General features: G+C 70.1%; 19 protein-coding genes and 1 tRNA gene. 2 read left to right on the plus strand and 18 right to left on the minus strand.

Annotated features, from left to right (window positions below):
* The first annotated feature begins 19 nt into the window (after positions 1 to 19).
* Positions 20 to 94, plus strand: a tRNA-Cys gene (locus OHU89_RS20295).
* 104 nt (positions 95 to 198) lie between these two features.
* Here OHU89_RS20295 and OHU89_RS20300 read toward each other — a convergent pair.
* From OHU89_RS20300 to OHU89_RS20355, 12 genes are all read right to left on the minus strand, one after another.
* Positions 199 to 1,362, minus strand: coding sequence for an SUKH-4 family immunity protein (locus tag OHU89_RS20300; RefSeq protein WP_405644772.1), 1,164 nt, complete (start codon positions 1,360 to 1,362; stop codon positions 199 to 201).
* Positions 1,363 to 1,529: 167 nt separating this feature from the next.
* The gene (locus tag OHU89_RS20305; protein ID WP_405644774.1) at positions 1,530 to 1,802 is read right to left on the minus strand and encodes a hypothetical protein; all 273 of its coding nucleotides are present in this window, start codon (positions 1,800 to 1,802) and stop codon (positions 1,530 to 1,532) included.
* A gap of 255 nt (positions 1,803 to 2,057) precedes the next feature.
* Positions 2,058 to 2,180, minus strand: coding sequence for a hypothetical protein (locus OHU89_RS20310; protein ID WP_405644776.1), 123 nt, complete (start codon positions 2,178 to 2,180; stop codon positions 2,058 to 2,060).
* Positions 2,177 to 4,486, minus strand: coding sequence for a xanthine dehydrogenase family protein molybdopterin-binding subunit (locus OHU89_RS20315; protein WP_405644777.1), 2,310 nt, complete (start codon positions 4,484 to 4,486; stop codon positions 2,177 to 2,179). Before OHU89_RS20315 ends, OHU89_RS20310 begins: the two co-directional genes overlap by 4 nt.
* On the minus strand, positions 4,483 to 6,066 hold the full coding sequence (locus OHU89_RS20320) for a 2Fe-2S iron-sulfur cluster-binding protein (protein WP_405644779.1): 1,584 nt from the start codon (positions 6,064 to 6,066) through the stop codon (positions 4,483 to 4,485). The genes OHU89_RS20315 and OHU89_RS20320 overlap by 4 nt, the downstream gene beginning before the upstream one ends.
* On the minus strand, positions 6,063 to 6,956 hold the full coding sequence (locus tag OHU89_RS20325; RefSeq protein WP_405644781.1) for an FAD binding domain-containing protein: 894 nt from the start codon (positions 6,954 to 6,956) through the stop codon (positions 6,063 to 6,065). Before OHU89_RS20325 ends, OHU89_RS20320 begins: the two co-directional genes overlap by 4 nt.
* A gap of 252 nt (positions 6,957 to 7,208) precedes the next feature.
* Positions 7,209 to 8,828: a beta-N-acetylhexosaminidase gene (locus tag OHU89_RS20330; protein WP_405644783.1), complete on the minus strand. Its 1,620-nt coding sequence runs from the start codon at positions 8,826 to 8,828 to the stop codon at positions 7,209 to 7,211.
* Position 8,829: 1 nt separating this feature from the next.
* Positions 8,830 to 9,687 carry a carbohydrate ABC transporter permease gene (locus OHU89_RS20335; RefSeq protein WP_405644785.1) on the minus strand — a complete coding sequence of 286 codons (858 nt, stop codon included), beginning with the start codon at positions 9,685 to 9,687 and terminating at the stop codon, positions 8,830 to 8,832.
* Entirely contained in the window at positions 9,684 to 10,649 is a 966-nt protein-coding gene (locus OHU89_RS20340; RefSeq protein WP_405654580.1) for a carbohydrate ABC transporter permease, read from the minus strand. The genes OHU89_RS20335 and OHU89_RS20340 overlap by 4 nt, the downstream gene beginning before the upstream one ends.
* 35 nt (positions 10,650 to 10,684) lie before the next feature.
* Positions 10,685 to 11,986 carry an extracellular solute-binding protein gene (locus OHU89_RS20345; RefSeq protein ID WP_405644787.1) on the minus strand — a complete coding sequence of 434 codons (1,302 nt, stop codon included), beginning with the start codon at positions 11,984 to 11,986 and terminating at the stop codon, positions 10,685 to 10,687.
* A 206-nt stretch (positions 11,987 to 12,192) separates the two neighbouring features.
* Complete coding sequence (locus OHU89_RS20350) at positions 12,193 to 12,492, minus strand: DUF3039 domain-containing protein (RefSeq protein ID WP_046259009.1); 300 nt, start codon at positions 12,490 to 12,492, stop codon at positions 12,193 to 12,195.
* 29 nt (positions 12,493 to 12,521) lie between these two features.
* Positions 12,522 to 13,094, minus strand: a complete 573-nt coding sequence (locus OHU89_RS20355) for a YqgE/AlgH family protein (RefSeq protein ID WP_405644789.1) — start codon at positions 13,092 to 13,094, stop codon at positions 12,522 to 12,524.
* A 253-nt stretch (positions 13,095 to 13,347) separates the two neighbouring features.
* Between OHU89_RS20355 and murA the strand changes: the two genes are divergently transcribed.
* A complete protein-coding gene (murA, locus tag OHU89_RS20360) occupies positions 13,348 to 14,694 on the plus strand; it encodes a UDP-N-acetylglucosamine 1-carboxyvinyltransferase (protein WP_046258926.1) in 1,347 nt (448 codons plus the stop codon).
* 99 nt (positions 14,695 to 14,793) lie between these two features.
* On the opposite strand, the gene OHU89_RS20365 is transcribed toward murA, so the two are convergent.
* From OHU89_RS20365 to OHU89_RS20390, 6 genes are all read right to left on the minus strand, one after another.
* The gene (locus OHU89_RS20365; protein WP_007382399.1) at positions 14,794 to 15,075 is read right to left on the minus strand and encodes an HU family DNA-binding protein; all 282 of its coding nucleotides are present in this window, start codon (positions 15,073 to 15,075) and stop codon (positions 14,794 to 14,796) included.
* 332 nt (positions 15,076 to 15,407) lie between these two features.
* Complete coding sequence (locus OHU89_RS20370) at positions 15,408 to 16,820, minus strand: NAD-dependent malic enzyme (RefSeq protein ID WP_365406670.1); 1,413 nt, start codon at positions 16,818 to 16,820, stop codon at positions 15,408 to 15,410.
* Between the two features lie 298 nt (positions 16,821 to 17,118).
* A complete protein-coding gene (locus tag OHU89_RS20375) occupies positions 17,119 to 19,587 on the minus strand; it encodes a HelD family protein (protein ID WP_405644792.1) in 2,469 nt (822 codons plus the stop codon).
* A gap of 69 nt (positions 19,588 to 19,656) precedes the next feature.
* Entirely contained in the window at positions 19,657 to 20,484 is an 828-nt protein-coding gene (locus OHU89_RS20380; RefSeq protein ID WP_405644794.1) for a zf-HC2 domain-containing protein, read from the minus strand.
* Positions 20,484 to 21,005, minus strand: coding sequence for a sigma-70 family RNA polymerase sigma factor (locus tag OHU89_RS20385; protein ID WP_010039908.1), 522 nt, complete (start codon positions 21,003 to 21,005; stop codon positions 20,484 to 20,486). The genes OHU89_RS20380 and OHU89_RS20385 overlap by 1 nt, the downstream gene beginning before the upstream one ends.
* 318 nt (positions 21,006 to 21,323) lie before the next feature.
* On the minus strand, positions 21,324 to 21,920 hold the full coding sequence (locus OHU89_RS20390; RefSeq protein ID WP_405644796.1) for a CGNR zinc finger domain-containing protein: 597 nt from the start codon (positions 21,918 to 21,920) through the stop codon (positions 21,324 to 21,326).
* Positions 21,921 to 22,041 lie beyond the last annotated feature (121 nt).

Here is a 22,041-nt window from a genome sequence, read left to right on the forward strand (position 1 = left end):
CGGTCTATTCATCGATCACGGCCGTGTGCCCGAGTGGTTTAGGGACTCGCCTGCAAAGCGAGTTACGCGGGTTCGATTCCCGCCACGGCCTCCACCTGCCCGACCAGGCAGAACTCAAGGGCGGCACTCCGGAAGGGGTGTCGTCCTTCTGGACGGTCCCCATCATTCCGATCCGCCGGTCGGCGAGGTCCCGGCGCTTCAGCCGGCGCAGAGCACCCCGCCCGCCTCGTCCTGGAACGCCTCCGTCCAGTAGTGCCAACCGGCGTCCGTGACGGCGCCGGTCGGGTCCACGGCCGACAGGACCTGGACCATGGTGGCGGCCAGCTGGGCATACGGCCCCTCGGACAACCCGTGTTCCAGGTCCTCGTCGATCGCGCGCTCGCGGTGCAGCAGCCAGAGCGTGAACGCGAGCGTGGAGACGTCGGTGTTGAGCGGGTAGAGCCTGGCCTCGGGCTCGCTCCAGTGCAGGACCGCGCCCGTCCTGCCGTCGAGGACCAGGCTGTTGTCCTCGACGAGATAGCCGAGCCGGATCAAGTGGTCGGCCCCGTCGGGGAGTTCCGATCCGGGGGCGTCGGCGTGGTGCTCGGCGAGGGTCGGCAGCGGGACGTCCGTGTCCAGCTGGAAGAGGACGGCGTCCTCGGGCAGGCCGGTGTCGCGCAGGAAGCGGCGGGTCGGTTCGTGGGTGAGCGTGGCGGGGAAGTCGACGTCCTCGAAGCGCCAGACGCCGCCCTGCCCGAACTCCTGGTCCAGGAGACGGGCGGGAAGGTCCAGGACCGACCCGGACGGCGTGCCCGGCCCCGCGGCGAGGGACAGTGGGCGGATCAGCGCCGCCATCCGCCAGTACGGCGGCACCTCACCGTCCGCACCCTCCTCGAAGACCGCGAGCAGCTGACGCGAGGCCTCCGCCGCCACCTGCGGTCCGAAGCGGCCGGCGTAGGAGGCGAACTGTCCGCGCAGCTCGGCCAGTTCCTCCGCCGCCGTCGCGAAACGCACCAGCTTCTCCAGCGAGGGGGCCAGCGGGCGGCGCTCCATGAGTTCCGGGGCGTCGTACCAGAAGTCGGTCGTGGACACCTCGCCCGTGGCGCCGTCGAGCAGGACCGGTTCCGTCTCCTGGCCCTCGATGTCGAGCAGTCCGCCTATGACCAGCTGGTCCCGCAGCTCTGCGGCCAGCCGCCCCTCGGGGTCGCCGGTCGCGTCGGTCACCGTCCGCAGGCCCTCGCGCTCCAGCTCCGTGAAGCTCAACAGGCCGATCTCGGAAGGCAGTCCGGGCCCCGCCAGCCAGCGGCGCGTCGAGGCGTGCGTGACGAAGCGTTCCAGGTCGTCGTCGGTCAGTGTGATCACCGCGGTGGCGGTCGTGCTCATCGTTCCCCCGTGCGTGCAAGTTCGCAGTCCCAGGCAGTCCCGGGGCAGTTCGCAGGCAGTTCCCCGAGCAGGGCAGGACGGGCCGAGCAGTGCAGGTCTCGCCGCCGTTCCCCACTGACAGGAACACTACGCGGCACCACTGACAACGCCCCTTGGCTCAGAAGACGTCAGGCGACCCTCGCGCGTTGCCTCTGCGCCAGAATCGCCTCCACCGTCTCCCCCACCGACAGCTCCGAGGTGTCCAGCCACAGACCGATCCGCGGCGTCTCGGCCCGCAGCACCCGGTCCAGCTCCGCGACCGACCAGTGCGCCCCGTACCCCGTCTTGCCCCGCCCGGCCTCCCGGGCGGCCACGGTCTCGGGGCCCGGCGCGAGGACGACGACGTACAGCGGGCGGGTGCGGATCAGGCGTGCGTACGCCGACAGCCAGAAACCCAACACCGCGTCCCAGGGCAGGGAACGGGGTTTCGCTTTCCGGGCGCAAGACCGCCATACGACCGGGTAAGCTCCCAATCGTGCGTTGCGAGAACCAAGCGTGCACACCGTGCCGATCGAGAACCAAGACGGCATATCCGAGCTTTGCTCATAAACCGCGCAGGTTCCGTCCCGGCTGGTGTTGATGGAGTAAGACCTTTTAGGCCGCAGACCTGTGGGGCTTCCTGAGCCAGGAATCCCCCTGCTTCGGCTGGGGAGGGTTCAAGTCAGATACACGCCGCCGAGCACGACCACTAGAGCCGCAAGAGCGAACAGCAGGATCCACAGCACCAACTTCCCGACGCCCGGCGCCGGTTCGTACCGCTGCGGATCCTGCCGGCTCACTGCGTCGTCACCACCGCGGCCTGCGGCCGGATCGGCAGCCGGTTCACCGGACGTCCGGTGGCGGCCCGTACGGCGGAGGCGATGGCCGCCGGCGATGTCACCACCGGCACCGCGCTGGCCGCCTTGGCGCCGAAGGGCGCGACCACGTCCCGCTCCTCGACCAGCTTCACGATCCGGATGTCCGGCGCGTCCAGGGCCGTCGGCAGCGCGTAGCCCGTGAGGTCGGGGTGGCGGATCAGGCCGCGCGCGGTGCGCAGGTTCTCCGTCAGCGCTATGCCCACGCCCTGGGTGACGCCCGCCTCGATGCGCGCGGCGAGCTGGGCCGGGTTCAGGATCCGTCCCACGTCCTGGGCGACGGCGAGTTCGACGACCCGGACCGAGCCGAGCTCGATGTCGACGTCCACCACCGCGCGGATCGCGCAGAAGGCCATGCCCACGAAGGCGTCGCCCTGGCCGGACTCGTTCAGGGGTTCCGTGGGGTGCGGGCGGCACTGTGCCGTCGCCCACAGTTCCTTGCCGTCCATCGCCTCGGTGACGGTGGTCGACAGGACGCCGTCGTACGAGGTGATCTTGCCGTCGGTGATCTGGAGCAGTTCGGTGGACATCCCGAACTTGTGCGCCAGCGGCTGGAGCAGTTGCGTACGGACCATCTTCGCGGCCCGTTCCACCGCGCCGCCCGAGACCCAGGTGTGGCGGCCCCGGCAGCCCGGGCCCGCCGGGGGCTGGTCGGTGTCCACGGGCGCGACGTGCACCTCGTCGATACCGAGGGTCTCCTGGACGATCTGGCGGGCCAGCGTCGTGAAGCCCTGGCCGGACTCGACGGCCGCGCACAGGACCGTGGCCACACCGTCGTGGACCTTCACCGTGGCGGTGGAGACCTCGTCGGCGCCCTCCGCGCCGAGCATGTGCACCATGCCGAGGCCGTAGCCCACGCCGCGTCGGATCGCGTCCGGCTCGCCCGCGCCCTCGGGGCCGCCGGGCAGCAGCCACTCGTCCTCGGGGGTGTCCTTGGGCAGCGCGGGCAGCGGGAAGTCCCGTACGGCCTGCAGAAGTTCGGCGACCGGCGCCGGGCAGGTCACCGTCTGGCCGGTCGGGAGCACGTCGCCGGTGGCGAGCGCGTTGCGCAGGCGCAGTTCCGCCGGGTCGACGCCGAGCTTCTTGGCCAGCTTGTCCATCTGCGCCTCGTAGGCGGCGCAGACCTGCATGGCGCCCTCGCCGCGTACATGGCCGGAGGGCGGGTTGTTGGTGCGTACGGCCCAGCCCTCGATGAAGGCGTTCGGGACGACGTACGGGCCGCAGGCGAAGCCCACGGCGGCCGCGAGGGCCTCGGCGGAGGTGTCGGCGTAGGCGCCCGCGTCGAGCAGGATCTGTGCCTCGACCTTCACCAGCCTGCCCTCGGCGTCCGCGTGGTGGCGGTACCTGAGGAGCGTCGGGTGGCGGTGCACGTGGCCGAGGAAGGACTCCTCGCGCGTGGCGGTGAGTTTGACCGGGCAGCCGGTCTTGAACGCCAGCAGGCCGAGCGGGAGCTGGACGCCCTGGTCCTCGCGGTCGGCGGTGGCGCCGGGGACACCGGTGACGACGATCTTGACGCGCTCGGGTTCCAGGCCGTAGCAGGCGGCGGCGGTGTCCCGGTCGGTGTGCGGGTCGGTGGAGGCCAGGTACAGCTCGACGCCGCCGTCGGGACGCGGCACGGCGAGGCCGGCCTCGGCGCCGATGGGGGCCGGGTCCTGGCGGCCGATGCGGTACTGGCCCTCGACGACGATCTCGCCGCTCACGGACGGGTCGCCGTGGTGCAGCGGGATGTGCCGGATCAGGTTGCCGTCGGCGTGCAGCGGCTCGGCCTCGAAGGCCTGCTCCGGGTCGGTCACCGGGTCGAGCACCTCGTACTCGACGATGACGGCCGCGGCGGCCATCCGCGCGGTGTCGGGGTGGTCGGCGGCGACGGCCGCGATGGGCTCGCCGTGGTGGCGTACGACCTCGGAGGCGAAGACCGGGCGGTCGGCCTTGCCACGGCCGTAGACCGGGCTGCCGGGCACGTCCTCGTGCGTGACGACGGCGCGTACGCCGGGCATCTCGCGCGCGTGGGACGTGTCGATGGACACGATGCGCGCGTGTGCGTGCGGTGAGCGCAGCACGGCCGCCCACAGCAGGCCCTCGGCCCACAGGTCGGCCGCGTAGGGGAAGGTGCCCTCGGTCTTGGCACGGGCGTCGGCGGTCGGCAGGGAGACGCCGATGCCGTGCGGGATCGGCTCGGGGGCGGGGGCTGCCTCCGCGGGGGTGGTCGCGATGGCGGCTTCGTTGCTCACGCCTGGCCTCCGTCCTGTCCGTATGCCTGGTCACGGCGCGGCTCGAAGGCCGACGGGTTGACGCCGCCGGCTCCGGGGCCCGCCTGATGCGGGATACGTGCCTCGTCCGTGTCCGACTCAGATTCCGCCGCGGCGTGCGCCTCGCGTTCCGCGACGACCGCCTGGACGGCGTCCACGACGCCCCGGTAGCCGGAGCAGCGGCACAGGTTGCCGCACAGTGCCTGGCGGGTCTCCAGCTCGGACGGCGCCGGGTTGCCCTCCAGGAGGTCGTGCACGGTCATCGCCATGCCGGGCACGCAGAACCCGCACTGCACCGCGCCGCACTTGGCGAGCGCGCGCTGCACGTCGGAGGGCCGCCCGTCCTCGGCGAGGCCCTCGACGGTACGGACCTCGCTGCCGGCGGCGGTGACGCCGGGCACCAGGCAGGAGGCGACGAGGCGTCCGTCGACCTGGACGTTGCACGCCCCGCACTCGCCCTGCGAGCAGCCGTCCTTGGCGCCCGCGAGGCCGAGGCGCTCGCGCAGCACGTAGAGCAGCGACTCACCGATCCAGGCGTCGGCGACGGGGCGTTCGACGCCGTTGACGCGCAGGACGTAGGAGGCGAGGGGGTGTTCCTCGCCGGAGGGCACGGGCGCGGGCTCGTCCGGGGTGGCGGCGGACTCGTCGGCGGTCTCGGGGTCGGCGGTGTGCTCTTCCGCGGTCCGCGTCCCGGCTTCGTCGTCGCCGTCGGCCGGGGTGTGCTCCGCGTGCGGCTCGGCGGCCGTCTCAGCGGTCTCCACGGCCTCTCGGGCGTCTTCGGACACATCGGCTGCCGCCGCGGCTTCACCGGGGCCTTGAGCGGGCCGTGAGGCGACGGGGGCGGGGGTGTCCACGGAGGGCTCGGCAGGGGCGTGTGCGGCGGACGTCTCCACGCGTGCGTGGGCGTCCGGCACGGCGTGGTCCGGAGTGTCGGCGACCGCGTGGCCGCCGGTGTGCGCGGCGGTCGGCACGTGCGCGTGCTCGTCGACCGGCGGCTCGGAGTCCCACGGCTGTCCCGTCGGCGCCGCCCACGGCGCGGACGCGCCGCCGGGCAGTGTGGCCGGCGGTGTGCCGCCCCACTGCTCGACCAGGGACGACGTGGTGAACTCGCCCGATTCGTCCGGAAGGTCGCCGCCGGCGACGGGGATCGACCACTGCCCGGTCACATCGTGACCCGGCGCGGGAGCGATCTCCGAGGCCTCCGTGTGCTCCTGGAAGTTCCACTGCCCGGTCGCGCCCGGGTTGTACGTGAACCGGTCGTCCACGCCGCTTTGCGGCAAGGCGTTCGGGTCGGGCCACTGGGTTCCGTCGGCGGGCACGGCCCAGGTGCCGGTGGCCGCCGGGTCGGTGCCGGCGGCACCGTCGGGGGCCACCGTTATCTGCGGCGGCACATAGCCGTGGCCGGGCGCGGCGAGCGGAGTGTCGGAGGCCAGCAGGGCCTCGATGCCGCCCTCGGGGAGCTTCACGAAGGCGGTCGCGCCGTCGTCGTAGTCGCCCTGGGGCAGCGGGTCCCAGCGGCCGCCGCTCTGGGGCGTGGCCTCTCCGTGCCGGTCGTCGGTCACGACAGCGCCCTCCCCAGTGCTCGTCGGGCCAGCGCGGCGACGGTGCGCCGCAGATGCAGTACGCCGGGCGGAAGCTGTGACACGGAGCCGTCCCCCTCCGGGGCCGGGTCGGGGATGCAGGCCGCGGCGACGTACTCGCCGAAGGCCTGCAGCGCCTCCGGGACGAGCGCGCGGTTGTTGTCCCAGTCGATCAGCCGGCCGACCCACAGCTCGGCGTCCAGGGGCCGCAGCGGCATCGGCGCTATGGCTCCGACGGCGCACCGCACTCCGCGCCGGGCGGGGTCGAGGACGAGCGCGACGGAGGCCATCGCCCGTCCGGGGCCGGTGCGGCCGGTGGCCTTGAGGAAGACCTGCGGCGCGTGCAGCAGCGGCACGCGCACGAAGCCGATGAGTTCGCCGGCGCGCAGCATCTCCATGCCCGCGAGCAGATGCGACACCGGGATCTCCCGGCGGGCTCCGCCCGGGCCCGCGATGATCAGCGTCGCCTCGAGAGCGGCGAGGACCGGGAGCGCGTCGCCGGTCGGGGACGCCGTGGCGATGTTGCCGCCCAGGGTGCCCGCGTTGCGGATCTGCGGCGGGCCCGCCGCGCGTGCCGAGGCGGCGAGCGCCGGGATGAGGGCGGCGAAGTCGGGCCGGCCCATCCGCGCGTGGGTGAGTCCGGCGCCGAGCAGGGCGTGTCCGTCCTGGTACTGCCAGCCACGGATCTCGCTGATGCGGCCGAGGCCCACCAGGGCGGCGGGCCTGAGCTGGCCGGAGTTGACGGCGGCCATGAGGTCGGTGCCGCCCGCGACGGGCACGGCTGCGGGCATGGCGGTGAGGGCCGTCACTGCCTCGTCCAGCGTCGTGGGCAGCGTGACGGCCTGCGCCGCCTGCGGTGCGTGCGTGGTCAAACCGGCTGCCCCTTCCCGCTGCCCCACCTGGTCCCAGCTGGTCCCACCTGTTGCTGCCGTACGGTACGTGCTGACAGGGCGGACGTGGCAACTCTGGCACATCTTCGCCGGGGCCGAAGACAGGGGTCCGCTAGGAGGCATTCGCCCACGTCGTCGGGGAGATGGTCCGTTTTCGTACGGCATCACCGGTGCGTACGGATTGACACTCTTCGGTGATGCTTGCGGGCTTTATCCGTAACCTGTTCGGGAGACCTACCGGTTCGGTGGCGGTCCCTCGATCGGGCGGCCGAGCACTCCTGGGCGCCGCTGCCAGGGCAGCGGTCCGGCGGGCGGCCGGTAGGAGACGCCCAGGGCGTCAAGTCGCTCGTAGTGCCGGACCATTCGCCGCTCGAAGCCGTCGAAGTCACGCTCGGCCGGTGCGGGCAGATCGCTCCAGGCGACCTCGGCGAAGGCCGAAAGCCTGGGAAACGCCTGGTAGTCCACGCGCGCCTGGTCCTCCATCACCTCGGTCCACAGGTTGGCCTGCGTGCCGAGGACATGCGCCGCCTCCGTCGAGGTCAGCTCGGGTGGAACGGGTTCGAAGCGATACACGTCCTCCAGCGTGCGGACGTAACCGATGGGGACCGGCTCGTCCGCGCCCTCGTGCTGACGGTGGTCCAAGTACACCTGCTGCTCAGGACACATGACGACGTCGTGGCCCGCGCGCGCGGCCGTGATGCCACCCTCGTATCCGCGCCACGAGGACACGGCCGCGCCCCGGGCGAGACCGCCCTCCAGGATCTCGTCCCAGCCGATGAGCCGACGGCCGTGCGCGGAGAGCCACTTGTCGAAGTGACCGATGAACCACGACTGCAGCCCGTCCTCGTCGCCGACCCCGAGTTCCTTGATCCGGGCCTGTGCGGTGGGTGAGGCCCGCCACTGGTCCTTGAGGCATTCGTCGCCGCCGACGTGAATGAACTCACTCGGGAACAGTTCCAGGAGTTCCTCGAAGACGCCCTCGTAGAAGCGCAGGGTGTTGTCAGTGGGGGCGAGTACGTTCGGAGAGATACCCCAGGTGTCCCAGACGGAGAGGGAGGTGTCGGTGTTGCCGAGTTCCGGATACGCGGCGATGGCCGCCTGCGAGTGTCCCGGTACGTCGATTTCGGGGACGACGGTGATATGCCGCTCGGCGGCGTAGGCCACGATCTCCCGGATGTCGTCCTGCGTGTAGTAGCCACCGTGCGGCTTCTCCTCCCACAACGGCGAGGCCCGGTGGCCGAATTTGGTACGCGCCCGCCATGAGCCGACCTCGGTCAGCCGGGGGTACCTCTCGATCTCGATCCGCCAGCCCTGGTCGTCCGTCAAGTGGAAGTGGAAGACGTTGAGTTTGTGGGCGGCCATCAGGTCGAGGTAGCGCAGGACACCGTCCTTGGGCATGAAGTGCCGGGCGACGTCGAGCATGAGGCCGCGCCAGCGGAAGCGGGGGCCGTCCTCGATGATCTGATGCGGGATTCCACGCTTGATGTCCGGTCGGACGGGGGCCTTGCGGAAGGCTTCGGGGCCGAGGAGCTGACGCAGTGTCTGGGCACCCCAGAAGACGCCGGCCGCGTCGCCGCCCCGGATCTCGACGCCCCAGTCAGCGATGACGGAGAGCTTGTACGCCTCCGGCTCCAGGCTGTCGTCGACGCACAGCCGTACGGAGTCACGGGCGTCCTGCGGCCCCGGCCGCAGCGGCAGGCCCAGCGCCGGGCCGAGCGTGGAGCGCAGCCAGCGCTCCGTGGTGCCGGTGCCCGGTCCGGCCCACAGGGTGGTGCCCTCGTCCAGCAGGACACCGCAGCGCATCGGCCCTTCGATGGCGCGGGGCTCGGGAATCAGATCCGTCACAGAAGTCACGTCAGTCCTTTACCGCTCCGCCCAGCCCCGAGACCAGCCGTCGCTGTACGAGTACGAAGAACACCAGCACCGGAACCGTCATCACCGTCGAGGCCGCCATCACGCCACCCCAGTCCGGCTCGTCCGGCTTGTAGAAGACCAGCAGGGCCATCGGCAGCGTCGACTGGGACGTGTCGCTGATGATGAACGACTTGGCGAACAGGAAGTCGTTCCAGGCCGAGATGAAGGAAAACACGCTCGTGGCCACCAACCCGGGGAACACGAGCGGGAAAAGGATCTGCCACAGGAATCGCGCCCGGCTCGCCCCGTCGATGTACGCGGCCTCCTCCAGCGCCTCGGGCACCGCTTTCACGAACCCCCGCAGCATCCAGATCGCGAAGGGCAGCGAGAAGGCGATGTGCGGCAGGATCAGCGACCCCAGCGTGTTCAGCTGACCGAGGTCCCGCATGAGGAAGAAGAGAGGGATGGTGAGTGCCTCCACCGGCACCATCTGCGCCACGAGAAACATGATCAGCAGCGTGGTCCGGAAGCGGAAGCGGAATCGTGTCACCGCGGTCGCCGCGAGAAACGCGATCAGTGCGGAGGCGATCACCACGGTGCACGCCACGACAAGGCTGTTGACGAAATACCGACCGAAATCCTGCTGGCCGAACACGCGCCGGAAGGAATCCAGGGAGGGCGAAAGCGTCCAGGGCCGCGGCTCGGTCGACTCGATCTCCCCGGCCGGCTTGAAGGCGCTCAGTACCATCCAGTAGAGGGGGAAGGCGACGACCACCGCGATCAGCAGCGCGGACGCCTCGGCGGCCAACCGCCACGGACGCCTCACAAAAGGCCGCGCTCCGGCTCGTACAAGATTCACAGTTCCTCCCCCTGCCTGCGGAGCAGTCGCAGATACACCAGCGTCACAGCGAGCAGGATCAGCAGCATCACGATCCCGATCGCCGAGCCGAGACCGTACTGCGAGGAGGCGAACGCCTGCTGGTAGGCGTAGACGTTCAGGACGAGGTTCTGGCCCGCGATGCCGCCGCCGTTCGTCATGACGTAGATCTGTGTGAAGACCTTGAAGTCCCAGATGACCGACTGGATGGTGACGACCACCAGGATCGGCCGCAGCATCGGCGCCAGCACGGACCGCCAGATCCGCCAGTGCGAGGCACCGTCGAGGGCCGCGGCCTCCAGCACCTCGCCCGGGACGGCGCGGATACCGGCGTAGACCGTGACCATCACGAACGGGAAGGAGCACCACACCACTTCGAGCAGTACGAGGAAGAAGGCACTGAAGCGTCCGTACGTCCACGAGTGGTCACCGAGGCCCAGGACCCGGTTCACCGGCCCGAAGTCCGCGTCGAACAGGAACAGCCACACCGTCGACCCCGTGACGGCCGGGGTCGCCCACGCCCCCAACGCGGCCAGCATCAACGCCAGCCGCGGCACGGCCCGCACCCGCGTGAGCAGCACGGCGAGGGCACACCCGACGCCAAGCGTGGACACGACACAGGCCGCGGCGAAGACGACGGTGGCGAGCAGCACCTGCCAGAACTGCGAGTCGCCGAAGACCTCCGCGTAGTTGCCGAACCCTTCGAAGGTAGTGGGTTCACCACCGCTGACCTGGGCTTGGGTGTACTGGAAGAGGGAGATCAGCCCGAGCTGATAGATGGGATAGACAAGCAGCGAGCCGAGAACGATGAGAGCGGGAGCAAGATAGAGCCAGGGACCCTTCTGACGCCGCGAACCCCCACCCACCCAGGGGCGCGGGGCTGTGTCGAATTTGCGGCTACCGCCGCGTGGGCGCGACCAGCCACGACCCTCCCGCACCCGCAAGCGCTCCGCAGCCCCCGAGCTCGTAGGCGTGGCGCTCACCCGGCGGAGCCAAACGCCTCGTCCATCTTCACGGCCGCATCCTTCGAAGCCGCGGCCACACCCTTCTTACCGCTGATGACCTCCTGCAACATCGTCGGCAGCACCAGCGACGAGTCGATCTGCGACCACCCCGGCGACGCCGGCACGAACTTCGTCCCCGCCCCCAGCGTCCGCGCGAACGGCTTCACATACGGCTCCTCCGCCGCCACCTGCTGCCGTACATCGGTGAACGTCGGCAGAAAGCCCATCGCGTCGAACATCGAGGCCTGCGTCTTCTTCGACGACAGCTGCTCCATCAGCTCGACGGCCAGCGTCCGATGCGACGTGCTCTTCAGTACGCCGATGTTGTTGCCGCCCGCGAAGGCGGGGGCGATCGAGCCGGACGCGACCCCCGGCAGCGGGACGACCGCGTACTTGCCCTTGACCTTCCCCGCCTCGACCGCCGTGTGGCTGAAGTCGCCGCCGATCGCCATGCCCGCCTTGCCGGCCGCGAACGCGGTGATCGTGTCGTTGCCGCCGAAGCCCGCGCACTTGGCGGCGGGACAGTTGTCGTCCGAGAACAGGGACGTGTACGCCTTGATGCCCTTCTGGGCCGCCGCGCTGTCGATCGCGGAGGTGTACGAGCCCGCCGTGCCGGTGGCGAGTTCGCCGCCGTTGGCCCACACGAACGGCATCGCGCCGTAGGTGTAGGCGCCGCCGACGACCAGGCCGTACAACTCGGGCTCGGCGGCACGGATCCTGCGGGCCGTGGAAGCCAGCTCGGCCATCGACTTCGGCACGTCGAGGCCGAGCTCCTTGAACACGTCCGTGCGGTAGTACAGGGCGCGCACGCCGACGTAGAACGGCGCCCCGTACACCTTGCCGTCCACCGTGACCGACTGCTTCGCCGTCGGGTCGGTGTCCTTCGCCTCGCTCCAGGCGCCGAACTCCTTCGTGACGTCGAGGAGTCCGCCGTCCTTCACATAGCCGGCGGTGTCGGTGTTGCCGTACTCCATGACGTCGGGCGCGGACTTCGGGTCGTTGAAGGCGGCCTTGACGCGCTGGGCGCGGGTGTCGATCGGGATGTACTCGACGTCGACCTTCGTGTCCTTGTGGGCCTTCTGGAAGGCGGTCACGACCGAGTCGACGACCTTCTCCTTGGGCTTGTTGCCGACCTCCTGGAAGAGCCAGACGCGCAGGGTGCCGGTCTTCTCGTCCTTGCCGGAGGAGGAGTTGGTGGAGGTCTGCGGGGCGCAGGCGGTGACGACGAGGGCCGTGAGCAGGACGGCCAGGCGGGGGGATCGGGGGGAGCGCTTCATGGAGTGGGGCCTCCGAGCATGCGTTGCAACATATGCAATGACAGTTTCGCTCTGCACAACGGAGGCTAGGGACTACATGAACATGCCCACAAGAGGTCTCAACCACTTCGTGACATGCAAGGGCATGCGAAAGGCCCCCGGAGCGCGCCGAAACGCGCCCCGGGGGCCTCGCGAAGCTCAGTCAGGCAGCGGGCCCGACAGCGGGCCTACTTGTCGCCGCCGCCCTTGCCGTCGCCGTCCCCGCCGGCACCCATGGACTCGTAGATCTCCTTGCACATGGGACACACGGGGTACTTCTTCGGGTCGCGGCCCGGCACCCAGACCTTGCCGCACAGCGCCACGACGGGGGTCCCGTCGAGGGCGCTCGCCATGATCTTGTCCTTCTGGACATAGTGGGCGAAGCGCTCGTGGTCACCGTCACCATGGGACACCTGCGGCGTCGGCTCTACGAGGGTCCCCGTACCAGTCCCGCGCTGCGGCTGGGTCTCAGGCTCAAGAGTGCTCATAAAGGCAAGCGTACTGAAGCTCACAGACATCAGTTGAGCGAAGGGTCGTCCGGATACGTGGCCACCATCGCCAGCTCGTTGCGCTGGCGGCGCAGAACCTCGCGCCAGAGTCTTTCCGGGGACGGGGAGGAGACGTCGCCGGGTTCGGACTCGACGACGTACCAGGCACCCTCGACCAGCTCGTCCTCCAGCTGGCCGGGCCCCCAGCCGGCGTACCCGGCGAAGATCCTCAGCGACCCGAGGGCCGAGGCGAGAAGTTCCGGTGGTGCCTCCAGGTCGACCAGACCGATCGCGCCGTGCACCCGGCGCCAGCCCAGCGGGGCGCGCTCGCTGGACGCGCCGCCCGGGATGACGGCCACGCCGAGCGCGGAGTCGAGGGAGACCGGGCCGCCCTGGAAGACGACGCCGGGCTCACCTGTGAGGTCCGCCCAGCCCTCCAGGATGTCGCCCACGTCCACCGGGGTGGGCCGGTTGAGGACGACACCGAGGGAGCCCTCCTCGTCGTGGTCGAGAAGGAGCACCACCGCACGGTCGAAGTTCGGGTCCGCCAGGGCGGGCGTTGCCACGAGCAACCGCCCTGTGAGCGAGGACACCTCGGTCATGCCAGACATGATCCCGCATCTTCCCCGCGAGCGGGGAGGCAATGCCGGTACGGCCGTGAATGCAGCTCAGAGCGCAACCACGCGCCCCACGCGCACAACTGCCCCCGTGACCCCATGTGCCCGGGAACGCACGGCACGTGTTGTGACACAGCTATGACGTAGCTGGGCGGCACTTGGGCTTACGGAAGGGGGGTGGGCGGCGATTACCCTTTCCCTTCTGGCCACCTGCCCCACCAATCGGAACGCGAGATACATGACCGTCAACGGCTCTGACGATGTACTGCTTGTCCACGGCGGCACCCCGCTGGAGGGCGAGATCCGTGTTCGCGGTGCGAAGAACCTCGTACCGAAGGCCATGGTCGCCGCCCTGCTGGGCAGCGGACCGAGTCGACTGCGCAACGTTCCGGACATCCGTGACGTGCGGGTCGTACGCGGTCTCCTGCAACTGCACGGGGTGACGGTCCGTCCGGGTGAGGAGCCGGGCGAGCTGGTGATGGACCCCACGCATGTCGAGAGCGCGAACGTCGCTGACATCGATGCCCACGCGGGTTCCAGCCGTATCCCGATCCTGCTGTGCGGCCCGCTGCTGCACCGCCTCGGGCACGCCTTCATCCCCGGTCTCGGCGGCTGCGACATCGGCGGCCGGCCCATCGACTTCCACTTCGAGGTGCTGCGGCAGTTCGGCGCGACGATCGAGAAGCGGGCGGACGGGCAGTTCCTGGAAGCGCCGCGGCGCCTGCGCGGTACGAAGATCCGGCTGCCGTACCCGTCCGTGGGCGCGACCGAGCAGGTGCTGCTCACCGCGGTCCTCGCCGAGGGTGTCACCGAGCTCTCCAACGCCGCGGTGGAGCCGGAGATCGAGGACCTCATCTGCGTTCTGCAGAAGATGGGCGCCATCATCGCGATGGACACCGACCGCACGATCCGTGTCACCGGTGTGGACCAGCTCGGCGGCTACAACCACGCCGCCCTTCCGGACCGCCTGGAGGCCGCCTCGTGGGCTTCCGCGGCGCTGGCGACCGAAGGCAACATCTACGTCCGCGGCGCCCAGCAGCGCTCGATGATGACGTTCCTGAACACCTACCGGAAGGTGGGCGGCGCCTTCGAGATCGACGACGAGGGGATCCGCTTCTGGCACCCCGGTGGCCAGTTGAAGTCCATCGCGCTCGAGACCGACGTGCACCCGGGCTTCCAGACGGACTGGCAGCAGCCGCTGGTCGTGGCGCTCACCCAGGCCACGGGCCTGTCGATCATCCACGAGACGGTCTACGAGTCCCGCCTCGGATTCACCTCCGCGCTCAACCAGATGGGTGCTCACATCCAGCTGTACCGCGAGTGCCTGGGCGGCAGCGACTGCCGCTTCGGCCAGCGCAACTTCCTCCACTCGGCCGTGGTGTCGGGCCCGACGAAGCTCCAGGGCGCCGACCTGGTCATCCCCGACCTCCGCGGCGGCTTCTCCTACCTGATCGCCGCCCTCGCGGCCCAGGGGACCTCGCGGGTCCACGGCATCGACCTCATCAACCGCGGCTACGAGAACTTCATGGAGAAGTTGGTCGAGCTGGGCGCGAAGGTCGAACTGCCGGGCAAGGCGCTCGGGTAGCCCAGTGGCTGAGTACGACGATGGGGCGGCCCCCTGGAAAAGGGGCCGCCCCATTGGCGTTAACTGCCTCGTACGTCGTACCGGACGTACCGTCAGGCCTTACTTGCCCTTGGCGGCTTCCTTGAGCTTGCTGCCCGCGGAGACCTTGACGCTGTAACCGGCGGGGATCTGGATCGGGTCGCCGGTCTGCGGGTTGCGCGCGGTGCGAGCGGCACGGTGGGTGCGCTCGAAGGTCAGGAAGCCGGGGATGGTGACCTTCTCGTCGCCCTTGGCGACGATCTCGCCGACGGTCTCGGCGAACGCGGCCAGCACGGCGTCGGCGTCCTTGCGGGTCACCTCGGCGCGGTCGGCCAGGGCGGCCACCAGCTCACTGCGGTTCATGTTGTTACTCCCGTGTTCTTTTGCCGTTGGGGCGTGCCACGCGGCGTAGCCGCACATTCGGCACAGCGATGCCGATGCTGCCAGGGTTCTCGGTAAGGCCCCGGACCCGGGTCCGTCGTCAGACCCTCGCGCCCAGAGACGCATCCTGCCCCCACCTGCGGCGCGAAAGCCAATCCGGCACCCGTAGGAATCGTGAGAACACCCTTGGGTGTCACACGAAGAGAGGCCCCGAGCCTGGCCGACACGATAAACGTCGGCCAGGAGCCCCGGGTTCCACGACGCGCCGATGCAAGGCCTTGCCGTGGTGATCCTCACAGCCCGCGCACATCGTCCTACGAGGACGCCGCCGCCTTCGCCGCCTCGCGAACCGCTCCGGCGACCGCGCCCGCGACCTTGTCGTTGAAGACGCTGGGGATGATGTAGTTCGGGTTCAGCTCGTCCTCGGTCACCACGTCCGACAGGGCGGTCGCGGCGGCCAGCATCATGTCCGTGTTCACCGTGCGGGACTGCGCGTCCAGCAGACCGCGGAAGACACCCGGGAAGACCAGCACGTTGTTGATCTGGTTCGGGAAGTCGGAGCGGCCGGTGGCCACGACCGCCGCCGTCTGGCGGGCGATCGCCGGGTCCACCTCGGGGTCGGGGTTCGCGAGCGCGAACACGATGGCGCCCTCTGCCATGGCGGCCACGTCGTCGCCGTCCAGGACGTTCGGGGCGGAGACGCCGATGAAGACGTCCGCGCCGCGCACGGCCTCCTTCAGCGTGCCCGTCAGGCTCTCGGGGTTGGTGTTGTCGGCGATCCAGCGCAGCGGCGAGTCCGCGGCGGCGGACACCAGGTCCTCGCGGCCCGCGTGCACGACGCCATGGATGTCGGCGACGACGGCGTTCTTGACACCCGCGGCGATCAGCAGCTTGAGGATGGCCGTACCGGCCGCGCCCGCACCGGACATGACGACGCGAATGTTCTCGATCGCCTTGCCGGTGACCCGCAGCGCGTTCTTCAGCGCGGCGAGGACGACGATCGCGGTGCCGTGCTGGTCGTCGTGGAAGACGGGGATGTCGAGGGCCTCGCGCAGCCGGGCCTCGATCTCGAAGCAGCGGGGCGCGGAGATGTCCTCGAGGTTGATGCCGGCGAAGCCCGGGGCGATCGCCTTGACGATCGCGACGATCTCGTCGGTGTCCTGGGTGTCCAGGCACAGCGGCCAGGCGTCGATGTCGGCGAAGCGCTTGAACAGGGCCGCCTTGCCCTCCATGACCGGCATGGCGGCCATCGGCCCGATGTTGCCCAGACCCAGGACCGCCGAGCCGTCCGTCACGACCGCGACGGTGTTGCGCTTGATGGTGAGGCGGCGCGCGTCCTCGGGGTTCTCGGCGATCGCCATGCACACGCGGGCGACGCCCGGGGTGTAGATCATGGACAGGTCGTCACGGTTGCGGATGGGATGCTTGGACTGCATCTCGATCTTGCCGCCGAGGTGCATCAGGAACGTACGGTCGGAGACCTTGCCGAGCGTGACGTCCTCGATGCCGCGCAGCTGCTCGACGATCTCCTCGGCGTGGGCCGTGGAGGTCGCCGCGATGGTGACGTCGATGCGGAGCTTCTCGTGGCCGGAAGCGGTCACGTCGAGGCCGGTCACCGAGCCTCCGTGGGACTCCACGGCCGTGGTGATCTGGGAGACCGCGGTTCCGCTCGCGGGCACCTCCAGACGGACCGTGATCGAGTAGGAGACGCTGGGCGCCGTTGCCATGGCCGACTTCCTCTGCTTTCACCTTTGATGCTGTATGCCGTCCGATCGTCGCACCTACTGTCGAGTAGGCGGTAGCCGCGTTGGATTGCGAACGTTTTGTTCACAACGAGAGAGGCCCACGTCCGTGGACGTGGGCCTCTCTCGCAGTCAGTGACACCGACCCGCCATGCTCGCCTCGCGGCAAGTGGTCCCTCTGAGGGACGAAGGTTGGGCCCGGGGGCTTGGATCGGGCCGGTGTCACACCCAGGCTAACAAACAGATCCCGTAAGGCCATTCCCGTCTCGACAGTTCATATCGATCAATCTCTGAGAAGGTCGGGCACCCCGGTCGCGTCGGGCTGGTCGCGCTCGCCCGACACGACCGTCAGCTGCTGGGTCGCCCGGGTGAGGGCCACGTACAGCACCCGCAGGCCGGCCGGGGACTCGTCGGCGATCTCGGCCGGGGAGACGACGACCGTCGCGTCGTACTCCAGACCCTTGGCCTCCAGGCTGCCCAGGGCCACCACCCGGTCGCCGAGCCCGGCGAGCCAGCGGACGGCCTCCTCGCGGCGCTGCATGGCGACGACTACGCCGATCGTGCCGTCGACCCGGTCGAGGAGACGGGCGGCCTCCTCGCGGACGGCGCTCGCGAGGGATTCCCGTACGACGGCGAAGCGGGGTTCGACGCCGGTGGACCGTACGGCCCTCGGGGACTCGGAGCCGGGCATCGCGAGGGCCAGCACCCTGGAGGCGAGCTCGGCGATCTCCGAGGGGTTGCGGTAGTTCACGGTGAGCTGGAAGCGCCGCCGCGGACGCGTGCCCAGGGCCTCGTCCCTGGCCTCGGCGGCCTCGTCGGGGTCGGACCAGGAGGACTGGGCCGGGTCGCCGACGACCGTCCAGGTGGCGTGCCGGCCACGGCGGCCGACCATGCGCCACTGCATCGGCGTGAGGTCCTGGGCCTCGTCGACGATGACGTGGGCGTACTCGGTGCGCTCCTCGGCGAGCCGCTCGGCGCGTTCGCGCTGGGTCTCCTCGCGGACCGGCATCAGCTCCTCCAGGCCGGTCAGCTGGTCGAGCGGGTCCAGGTCGCGCCTCTTCCTGGGGCGGGCCGGGGTGCCGAGGATCGCCTGGAGCTCGTCGAGCATGGCGATGTCGTGCACGGAGTACCCGTCCCGCCGCAGCGAACGGGCGACCTTGCGGACCTCGCCGGGGTTGAGGATCCGGCGCGCCCAGCGGCCCAGGCGGCGCTCGTCGGCCATGGCGGTGAGGACGGCCTTCGGGGTGAGCTCCGGCCACCAGGCGTTCAGGAAGTCGATGAAGCTGTCCTCGGTGCTGACGTCCTCGTCGAAGGAGGAGCGCAGCTCGGCGGCGAGCTCCGGGTCGGTGTGCCGGCCGCCGGCGCCGGAGCGGGCCCACAGGGCGTCCAGGAGGAGCCTGCGGGCCCGTGGGCGCAGCAGGTTCACGGGGGCGGTGCCGCTGAGCGCGGTGTGGCGGATACGTTCCAGCTCCGGCGCCTCCAGCTCCAGGCGGCGCCCGAAGGCCACCACGCGCAGACGGGAGGCCGGGCCCGCGGGGGCCCGGTCGGGGGTGTCGTCGTCACCGAAGGTGAGCTGGTCCGCGTCACCGGCGCCGAAGGAGAGCTGGCCGGCCGCCTCGCCGCGACGGCGCCGCCTCCCGGAGCCGCCCGCGCCACCGGGGCCGCGCTGCCCGGCCGGGCCGCCCGCGGACGCGCTGTTGCCCGAGCCTGCCTCCAGCGCCCCTCGTGCCGCCTTCCGCAGCACCTTGAGCATCCGGTACGAGCCCTTGGCGCGGGCCGTGGACGGAGAGTCGTACAGCGTGGCCTCCACGCCGTCGACGAGCGAGCCGATCGCCCGGATGGCGACCTGTCCCTCCTCGCCCAGCGAGGGGAGCACGCCCTCGGTGTACGCCACCAGGAGCGGGGTCGGCGAGACGATGAGGATGCCGCCGGAGTAGCGGCGCCGGTCCTGGTAGAGCAGGTAGGCGGCGCGGTGCAGGGCCACGGCCGTCTTGCCCGTCCCCGGGCCTCCCTCGACGTAGGTCACCGAGGCCGCGGGCGCCCGGATGACCAGGTCCTGCTCGGCCTGGATGGAGGCGACGATGTCCCGCATGGTGTGGCTGCGGGCCTGGCCGAGGGCGGCCATCAGGGCACCGTCGCCGATGACGGCCAGCTCGTGGCCGTCGAGGAAGGCCTTGAGCTCGGGGCGCATGAGGTCGTCCTCGACACCGAGGACGCGGCGACCCTTGGAGCGGATGACCCGTCGGCGCACCACCCGGCCGGGGTCGACCGGGGTGGAGCGGTAGAAGGGCGCCGCGGCCGGGGCCCTCCAGTCGATGACGAGCGGCGCGTACTCGGAGTCCAGGACTCCGATCCGGCCGATGTGCAGGGTCTCGGCGATGTCGGCGGTGTTGTCGTCCCGCACCGCGCCGTCGGCGGGTTCCACGGCGGTGTAGGCGCCGTCGGGCCCCTTCTTGCCGTCCTTGCCTAGGAGCAGATCGATCCGGCCGAAGAGGAAGTCCTCGAACTCGTTGTTGAGCCGGTTGAGGTGCACCCCCGCCCGGAAAACCTGCGCGTCCCGCTCGGCGAGTGCGCCGGGGGTGCCGACCTGGCCACGCTTGGCCGCGTCGTTCATCAGGAACTCCGCCTCGTGGATCTTCTCCTCGAGACGCCGGTACACCCGGTCAAGGTGTTCCTGTTCGACGCTGATCTCTCGATCCCGAACCGAGTCGTGAATCGAGTCGACCGCAGTCTGTTGAGCCTGAGCGGCCACCGGGCCCCCTTCTGACGTGCTGGGCAGCCGTCAACCGTACGCGAAGGGGACCCGATGCAGCTACGTCAGCTACGCGTCGACTTCGACGAGTCGCTTGCCGCCGAAGGTCATGACCTCGAAGTGATCGATGTCGTTCAGGTCGAAAGCGGCGCCGCCGTGGACGTAGAGGGGCTCCTTGGCCTGCTCGGTCTTGGCGTTGGCGATGCCATAACCCCAGGTCGGGACGGACCAGGAGGTGACCGTCTCACGCTCGCCGTTCTTGCCGACGGCGATGAGGGAGCACTTCTCCGGGCCCTTGACGTTCTTCAGCTGAAGGACGGCATGGGTGCCCCAGGCCTTCTCCTCCACGGCGACGGTCGCACTGACGTCCGTGCTGGGGTCGGTCGCCGTCAGCTTGTCGTCGATGGTGTCGAAGGCTTCCTTGGCGGGGCTGCTGCTCGTCGTGTGCGCGGAGACGTTTCCGTCGGAGTCGTCACCGGTCGCCCCTACGGCTACCAGAGGACCGCCGATGATCAGGGCGGCCGCCGCGGCCACCATGTAGAAGGCGCGCCGGCGCTTCTGGGCGCGGCGTTCGGAGACCTCGTCGACGAGCTTGTTCACCAGCCGCGGACTGGGCTTGGCGGACAGCGACTCGCCGATCGCGGGGGTGCCGGAGCCGGGCAGGTCCGCGAGCGCGGCCAGCATCGGTTCCATCCCGGCGAGCTCGTCGAGCTGCTGGGCGCACCACTCGCAGGTCGCGAGGTGCATCTCGAAAGCGGTTGCCTCGGCGTCGTCGAGAATCCCGAGGGCGTAGGCGCCGACGGTCTCGTGCTCGTTCGGCACCGGAGAACCCTGCATGGAGCCAGACATACCCGAACCACCACTACCGAATCCCTGGTTTCCCCCGTAAACACTCATCACGCCGTCACCCCCCGCTCCTCCAGTGCCAGCTTCATCGACCGCAGGGCATAGAAGACCCTCGAGCGAACGGTGCCGCTGGGTATCCCGAGCGTCTCGGCCGCCTCATTGACGGTACGCCCCTTGAAGTACGTCTCGACGAGCACCTCCCGGTGTGCGGGAGTCAGGTCGTCGAGCGCGTCCGACAGCGTCATCAACCACAGCGCCTTGTCGATCTCGTCCTCCGCGGGGATGACCTCCAGCGGCGACGGATCGACCTCCTGCGGCCGGGCCTGCCGGCTTCGGTGGCCGTCGATGACGATGCGCCGGGCGACCGTCACCAGCCAGGGGCGTACAGATCCGGTCGCTCGATTGAGCTGACCGGCGTTCTTCCAGGCACGGATCAGCGTCTCCTGCACGACGTCCTCTGCTCTTTGGCGGTCTCCGGCGACCAGCCGCAGTACATAGGCGAGCAGGGGTCCTGCGTGCTCTCTGTACAGAGCACGCATGAGCTCCTCATCAGGTTCCGAGGGCTGGGACATGCGATGTCGGGCCCTCGATCCACGTTCATTGGCCACGACGGAATCCTTGCGCACGCCCACCTCCGATGTCCGGGGGTTCCCCCGACCGGTCGCTCAACACGGGGTACGGACGCGGGCCGTTGAGTGTTCAAAGTGACACGACAGTTTTCTTCAGGATGCCGAGACTAGGGGGACATGGGTGCACATACCCACCCCTTGATCTTTACATTTCCGCCACATTGGCTCGAACGCCGGGACTGCCCGTGCGCCGCCGCGAGTAAACGGCATGTAATCGAAATCACTTCGACACCCGTTCCACAGAAGGGACATAACACCCCCTCAGGCGCGTGCGAGTGCCGCTCGACGCCGGTGCCTTGCCACCCTTTCACGGTTCCCGCAGACCTCGCTGGAGCACCAGCGCCTCCTGCGCCCCCGGGACGTATCGAGATAAACGATCGGGCAGTTGTCGCCGGCGCACTGCCGCAGACACGCCCGCGCGACGGGGTCGGTGAGCAGTTCCACGGCGTCCCGGGCGATCGCGCCGAGCAGCGCGGCGAGTTCGGGAGGGCTCGCCAACTCCCTGACGAGCGTGCCGTCCTCCCCCTGCACGGCACGCGGTGCCGGGGGTGCGGTGCGGGCCAGGTCGTTGACGCGGGCGAGCGCGAGGTCGTACGACGGCCGGGGCTCGGGGACGAGTCCTGCGCGTACCAATTGGCCTGTCTGCCCACGAAGTTCGCGAAACCCTACGAGCCAGGACGCGTCGGCGTGTGCCAACGGGGTGTCCGGTGGTACGAGCCCGGCTCCGGTGATCCAGGCGAACAGCGCCTCGGTCGAGTCGAGCCGTTCGACGGGGTGGGTGGTCGCGAGGAGATCGAGGCAGATCCGCCCCGCGTCGAACCGCAGCTCGTACGGGGCCGTGGCCGTACCCAGTGCCATGTGCCTGTCACCGCCTAGAGGTGCCCTGCGCGTGAGGGGCCGGTGAGAAGGGGCTGGGAGAAAAAGCTCCCTCTCACAGTGCCTTCCCGCTCTCGCCGTCGGAACCCCTTGTACCGGTGAG

The sequence above is a fragment of the Streptomyces sp. NBC_00019 genome, assembly GCF_045041015.1.
In the GTDB taxonomy this organism is placed as follows: Bacteria; Actinomycetota; Actinomycetes; order Streptomycetales; family Streptomycetaceae; genus Streptomyces.

Bases quoted from the DNA above. Each gene is read 5' to 3' on its own strand.
- OHU89_RS20300 (WP_405644772.1), bottom strand. From the start codon at position 1,362: ATGAGCACGACCGCCACCGCGGTGATCACACTGACCGACGACGACCTG.
- OHU89_RS20345 (WP_405644787.1), bottom strand. From the start codon at position 11,986: ATGAAGCGCTCCCCCCGATCCCCCCGCCTGGCCGTCCTGCTCACGGCC.
- OHU89_RS20350 (WP_046259009.1), bottom strand. From the start codon at position 12,492: ATGAGCACTCTTGAGCCTGAGACCCAGCCGCAGCGCGGGACTGGTACG.
- OHU89_RS20355 (WP_405644789.1), bottom strand. From the start codon at position 13,094: ATGACCGAGGTGTCCTCGCTCACAGGGCGGTTGCTCGTGGCAACGCCC.
- murA (WP_046258926.1), top strand. From the start codon at position 13,348: ATGACCGTCAACGGCTCTGACGATGTACTGCTTGTCCACGGCGGCACC.
- OHU89_RS20365 (WP_007382399.1), bottom strand. From the start codon at position 15,075: ATGAACCGCAGTGAGCTGGTGGCCGCCCTGGCCGACCGCGCCGAGGTG.
- OHU89_RS20370 (WP_365406670.1), bottom strand. From the start codon at position 16,820: ATGGCAACGGCGCCCAGCGTCTCCTACTCGATCACGGTCCGTCTGGAG.
- OHU89_RS20380 (WP_405644794.1), bottom strand. From the start codon at position 20,484: ATGAGTGTTTACGGGGGAAACCAGGGATTCGGTAGTGGTGGTTCGGGT.
- OHU89_RS20385 (WP_010039908.1), bottom strand. From the start codon at position 21,005: ATGTCCCAGCCCTCGGAACCTGATGAGGAGCTCATGCGTGCTCTGTAC.
- OHU89_RS20390 (WP_405644796.1), bottom strand. From the start codon at position 21,920: ATGGCACTGGGTACGGCCACGGCCCCGTACGAGCTGCGGTTCGACGCG.